The sequence below is a fragment of the Kitasatospora sp. NPDC058115 genome (assembly GCF_042884635.1).
Lineage (GTDB): Bacteria > Actinomycetota > Actinomycetes > Streptomycetales > Streptomycetaceae > Kitasatospora.
Genome location: NZ_JBHVTL010000036.1, coordinates 1 through 6,575, shown reverse-complemented (window position 1 = coordinate 6,575; position 6,575 = coordinate 1). Strand labels below are relative to the sequence as shown.

The window sequence follows — 6,575 nt, the reverse complement described above, 5'->3', positions numbered from 1 at the left end:
TGCGCTCCCACACCAAGCCCTGGAGCTGCAGAAATGCGATCACCTGACGAGTACACCGGTCCGGATCCAGCCGCCCCGGCCATCGAACCCACGCGTCCGATTCCGGTGCGGAGGAAACATCCCGATAGCGAACTACTGTTCGTCATCAATTCACGGGAGTCACACCCGTCACTCCCCCGGGCAATCCCGAGTCGACCGGAATCCCGAATTCCCCACCGCTCGACCATTCGGCCGGGCGTCCGATCCGAAGGAATTCCCGACCCGCCGCAGGCTCGCGCCGGGCCCGCGATTTCAGGTGGGGGACGCGCCCGGGCTACGTGCCCGTCACCTGGGCGCCGGACTCCCGGACGGACCCGACGAGGGGGTGCGCGCGCCCACCCCTCGTGCCCGCCATCCCCACCCTCCCCCGGTACGCGGCCCCGCCGGTGCGGGCGGCCACCTCCGACAAGACACGCACTCAGAAAGTCCTAATTTCCTTCAAATCACCCCAAAGAGTGCTTAACTCTCGTACCGGTCCGGCACCCGTCGGCCAACCCCGGACGTGCGCGCACGCGGCAGAGTCGTCGTCACCTGTGACCATGGGTCACCACTCGTGGTGTCGCCGCGCCCGCGCCCGTCTCCACGAGAACTCAAGAGGTGATCCGCGGTGGGTTCGCAGAGGTGGCGGTCACGGACCGCTCGTTCCGCATACGGAGGAGGGGGGAGGGGACTCCCGGTGTCCCGCCCCGGATGGGCCGGCTGGTTGTCACTCTCCGTCGCACTGGCACTGGTCCTGACGATGCTCAGCCTGACGACCACGTCGTGGGCGAAGCCGGTGCATCAGATCACCGGCCGCTGGGTCGACGGCACGCCGTCCGAGCTGGCCAGTGGCGATGTGGTGACGGCGGAGTGGCGGGTGAACGTCAACGACGACGCCGCCGCGCCGTCCAATGACCCGGTGGACGACGTCACCTTCCAGGTGACCCTGCAGCACGGCACTTTCGGTGCGATACCCGACGCCTGCCTGACCGACGGCGTGACTCCCCCCTCGTCGCTCTCGGCCGACCGGGCCACTCTGATCTGCAACGTCGGCACGCAGCAGCAGGGCACCGCCATCGTCGTCCAGACCGCCGTGGTGGCCGACGGCGAGACGGGCGACAAGGTCTCGGCGACCGGCACCATCGCCGGCGCGACCGCGACCGTCCCGGAGATCCCGATCAAGAACGTCTTCGGGATGGACATGGTCTGGAACTCGCCGACCAACACCTTCCAGGACGGTGGCGGCTACTTCGACCTCGACTTCACCTGGACGCTGAACCTGAACAAGGGCAGCGAGGCCGGCCCGGACTCGGTCAGCTACGTCCTGAAGGTCGCGCCGTCCGCCGGGACCGTCCAGGCCGGTCCCAACGCCTGCGCCCCGTTCAGCGCGGGCTGGGCGGCCGAGCACCCGTGGTCCGGCGGTTCGCACCCCGCCGAGCAGACCGCCCCGTTCGTGAACTCCTGCACCCTGACGCCGACCGGCAACGCCAACGAGTTCCGGCTGACCCTGACCGGGATCGACTACTCGCAGGCGCAGGTGCCCACCAAGGACTCGCTGGGCCAGGCGCTGCCGACCGACCGGGTGGCGGTGGCCGGCGGATCGGTGTGGTTCCGGATCACCACCGCGACCGACAAGTCGCTCTCCGTCCAGCTCTCGGCCTCGGCCCCGACCTACACCTCCGTCAACGGCCTGACGGCCCAGGACGCCCCGTCGAACAACACCTCCAGCAAGGTCGTCGAGGCCGGTGGCTTCAACCAGGCCTGGGGCCTGCGAACGAGCGGCTCCTGGCACGACGACAACTACCGGGTGTCGCCGGGCAGCAAGGTCCAGGGCATCGTCTCCAGCCAGGCCGCCACGCAGACCATGCCCGGTGGCACCAAGCTCGGTCTGTGCGACGTGATCGACACCAGGTACGTGACGTTCGAGGGCGTCGCGTGGAGCAGCGCGCTGCTCTCGAAGCTGCCGTTCGAGTACTACGTCGGCAACTCGCCCAGCCTCGACCCGAACTCGGGAAGCTACAACCCGGACGCGTTCGGCTGCGGGACGGGCGGCGACGACCTCGGCGCTCCGGGCTGGGTGACCACCGCGCCGGCCGACCCGAGCACGGTGAAGGCGGTGCGCGCCAACTTCCTGCGGTCCGACCTCGACCCGGCCCTCTCGGCCGTCTGGGCCACCGCCATCCTCCTGGACCTGCGGATCAAGGACGGCGTTCCCGCCGGGACCGATGTCTGGACCTGGGGCCAGTACCGCCAGGGCGGTACCTGGTTCGCCAACCCGTGGGCCCTGATCAACACGCCCGATGCCCGCTACCCCAGCACCACGGGCAGCCGCGACATCCTGCGGATCGTCGCGGTGACCCCCTCGATCGCCAAGTCGAGCGACCGTACGGTCGTCAAGCCGGGCGAACCGGCGACGTTCACGCTCACCTACTCCGCCAACGGCGGCAACAGCGTTCCGCCGGCCGTGGACGGCTACCGGATCGTCGACACGCTTCCCGCCGGGATGACGTACATCGCGGGCTCGGCCGCCCCCGAGCCGGCCGTCACCACGTCCGGTGGGCAGCAGATCCTGACCTGGACCCTGGACGGCGTCACCACCAACACGGAACACGCCCTGACCTACCAGGCGATGGCCGAAGCCGGGGCGACGCCCGGCCGGACACTGAAGAACACCGCGGTGGCGTCGTACGGCGGCCAGGACTCGGCCGTCGCCGCGGCCTCGGTGACGCTCTCGGCGACCGGTCTGACGACGATCGGGAAGAGCCCGGACGCGGCGTTCATCCCGAACGTGAAGGGTGACGGCAAGGGTTCGGGTTCGTGGACGGTCACGCTGCGGTCCTACGACCCGGCGCCGCAGGCGTTCACGGACACGATCGACGTCCTGCCGTACCAGGGGGACGGGCGCGGGACGTCGTTCTCGGGCTCGTACACGCTGGCCTCGGTGACGCCGGTGGCGGGCGCGAAGGTGTACTACACCACCGCCGCTCCCGGCTCGCTGTCCGACGACCCGGGCGATCCGATGAACGGCAAGGCCGGTGACGTCACGGGCAACAGCGTGGGGTGGACGCAGACGTTCACGCCGAACGCGACGGCCGTGCGCGTGATCGGGCCCGCGCTGGCTCCGGGTGCGCGCCAGCAGTTCAAGGTGGCCGTGGCCACGGACGGCGCGGTGGGCGGCGACAAGCTCGTCAACCGAGCCCAGGCGCGCGACGGGCACACCGAGCTGGTGATGCGCACCTCGGCGCCGATCACGGTGGCGAACTACTACTCGGCCTCTTTGAAGAAGTACGTGCAGGGCACGGACGGCCAGTGGCACGACGCCAACGAGGCGGCGGACTACCCGGTCTTCCGGTACGGCGACACGGTGAAGTACCGCATCGTGGTCACCAACACCGGCCAGGGCACGCTCACCAATGTGAAGGTCTCCGACGACAAGTTCCCGCAGGCGGGCGCCTTCACGGTCGCCTCGCTGGCCCCCGGCGCGAGCGAGTCGCACGAGTTCAGCACGGTGCTGGACACGTCGGTGTCGGGCACGTTCGTCAACACCGCCTCCGCGACGGCCGACACCCCGCCGGACTCCGGCGTGCCGCCGGTCATCCCGCCGGACCCGGCCGGGATCGAGGTGACCAACTACGCGGTCACCAAGGCCGCCGACCCGGCCTCCGGCCAGAGCGTCGCCCCCGGCGACAAGGTCACCTACACGGTCAAGGTCAAGCAGCAGGGCTCCGCCCCGGCGCAGGCCACGCTGTCGGACGACCTGGCGAAGGTCCTGGACGACGCCACCTACAACGGTGACGTCAGCGCCTCGACGGGCACGGCGACGGTGACCGGCAGTGTGCTGACGTGGAACGGCACCGTCCCGGTCGGCGGCGAGGCGACGATCACCTACTCGGTCACCGTCAAGGCCGGCGGGGACGCCCACCTCGTCAACACCGTCCTGTCCCCCGGCTGCGCGGTGGCCGGTGACGGCAGCACCCCCGGCTGCACCACCCAGCACCAGGTGGGGTGGTACACCTTCTCCAAGGTCGCCGACCCGGCGTCCGGCTCCACGGTGGGGATCGGTGACACGGTGACCTACACCGTCACCGTCACCCAGCACGGCAAGGCCGCGCTCACGGCCGCGACCGTGACCGACGACCTCGCGAAGGTCCTCGACGACGCCACGTACAACAGCGACGTCAAGGCGTCATCGGGTGCGGCGGAGGTTAAGGACGGCAAGCTCGTCTGGACCGGCGACCTGCCCGTCGGCGCGACCGCGACGATCACCTACTCCGTGACCGTCACCGGAGGCGGCGACACCAAGCTCGACAACATCGTCACCACCACCGACAAGCGCGGCACCTGCGACCAGGCGGTGGGTTGCGAGACGCACCACGTCTACGGCAGCTACGTCTTCAGCAAGGTCTCCGACCCGGCCTCCGGCTCCACCGTCCAGATCGGCGACAAGGTCACCTACACCGTCACCGTCACCCACAAGGGCAACGGCGAGGTCAAGGCCGCGACCGTGACCGACGACCTGTCCAAGGTCCTCGACGACGCCACCTACAACAGCGACGTCAAGGCGTCGTCCGGTACGGCCGAGGTCAAGGACGGCAAGCTCGTCTGGACCGGCGACCTGCCGGTGGGCGGTACGGCCTCCATCACCTACTCGGTGACCGTGGCCGGTGGTGGGAACACCAAGCTCGACAACATCGTCACCACCACCGACAAGCGCGGCACCTGCGACGAAGCCGTCGGCTGCAAGACCAACCACGTCTACGGCAACTACACCTTCAGCAAGGTCTCCGACCCGAAGTCCGGCTCCACCGTCCAGATCGGCGACAAGGTCACCTACACCGTCACCATCACCCAGAAGGGCAACGGCGACATCACGGGCGCCACCATCGCCGACGACCTCGCCAAGGTCCTCGACGACGCCACCTACAACAACGACATCAAGGCGTCGTCCGGCACGGCCTCGGTCAAGGACAGCAAGCTCACCTGGACCGGCGACCTCCCGGCCGGAGCCACCGCGACGATCACCTACTCCGTGACCGTCACCGGCGGCGGCGACACCAAGCTCCACAACACTGTCACCACCACCGACACCAAGCGCGGCACCTGCGACCGGGCGATCGGCTGCGAGACGGACCACGTCTACGGCTCGTACGTCTTCGCCAAGTCGTCGGACCCCAAGTCCGGCTCCACGGTAGGGATCGGTGACAAGGTGACCTACACCGTCACCGTCACCCAGAAGGGCGCCGGCGAGGTCAAGGGCGCCACGATCAACGACGACCTGTCGAAGGTCCTGGACGACGCCACCTACAACAGCGACATCAAGGCCACCACCGGTACGGCAGAGGTCAAGGACGGCAAGCTCGTCTGGACCGGCGACCTCCCGGCCGGAGCCACCGCCACCCTCACCTACTCCGTGACCGTCACCGGCCACGGCGACGCCCAGCTGCACAACGTCGTCACCACCACCGACGACAAGCGCGGCCACTGCGACACCGAGAAGGGCTGCGAGACCGACCACCTCTACGGCTCGTACACCTTCAACAAGTCCTCCGACCCCGCGTCCGGCTCCACCATCCAGGTCGGTGACAAGGTCACCTACACCGTCACCATCACCCAGCACGGCAAGGCCACGATCAACGGCGCCACCATCACCGACGACCTGTCGATGGTCCTCGACGACGCCACCTACAACGAAGACGCCAAGGCCACCACCGGCACGGCCTCGGTCAAGGACGGCAAGCTCGTCTGGACCGGCGACCTCCCGGCCGGAGCCACCGCCACCCTCACCTACTCCGTGACCGTCACCGGCGGCGGCGACACCAAGCTCCACAACGTCGTCACCACCACCGACAAGCGCGGCACCTGCGACGAAGCCGTGGGCTGCAAGACCAACCACGTCTACGGCACCTACGTCTTCGCCAAGTCCTCCGACCCGAAGCCGGGTTCGACCGTCCAGTCCGGTGACAAGGTCACCTACACCGTCACCGTCACCCAGAAGGGCAACGGCCACGTCGAGGGCGCCACGATCACCGACGACCTCGCCAAAGTCCTCGACGACGCCGTCTACAACGGCGACGCCAAGGCCTCCACGGGCGAGGTCTCGGTGACCGACGGCACCCTCGCCTGGAAGGGCGACCTCCCGATCAACGCCAAGGCCACCATCACCTACTCCATCACCGTGCACACCAACGGCGACGGCCGGCTGCACAACGCCGTCACCACCCCCGACGGCAAGCGCGGCACCTGCGAGACCGAGAAGGGCTGCGAGACCGACCACACGGTGCCGACGGGGAACACTCCCCCGCCGACCACCGACAACCCGGCCCCCGCTGACCCCGCCCCCGCCCCCGCCCCCGCCCCGCAGCCCTCCGGCATCCTCGCCCGCACCGGCACCACCGTGCTCACCGCGGCCGCCATCGGCGGCACGCTGCTGATCCTCGGCGGACTCGCCCTCGCCCTCAGCAAGCGGCGGCGCCGCAACAGCTGAGGACCCTGACCCACCGACCCCACCACAGACCGGCGCCCGCCGGACTCCACGGAATCCATCCGTGGAGTCCGGC

General features: G+C 69.3%; 1 protein-coding gene. It reads left to right on the top strand.

Annotated elements, in window-relative coordinates; genetic code table 11:
* Nucleotides 1-715 precede the first annotated feature (715 nt).
* Nucleotides 716-6,502 (top strand): hypothetical protein, encoded by a 5,787-nt coding sequence (locus ACFVVL_RS30985; protein WP_387681033.1) that lies wholly within the window; start codon nucleotides 716-718, stop codon nucleotides 6,500-6,502.
* Nucleotides 6,503-6,575: the final 73 nt, after the last annotated feature.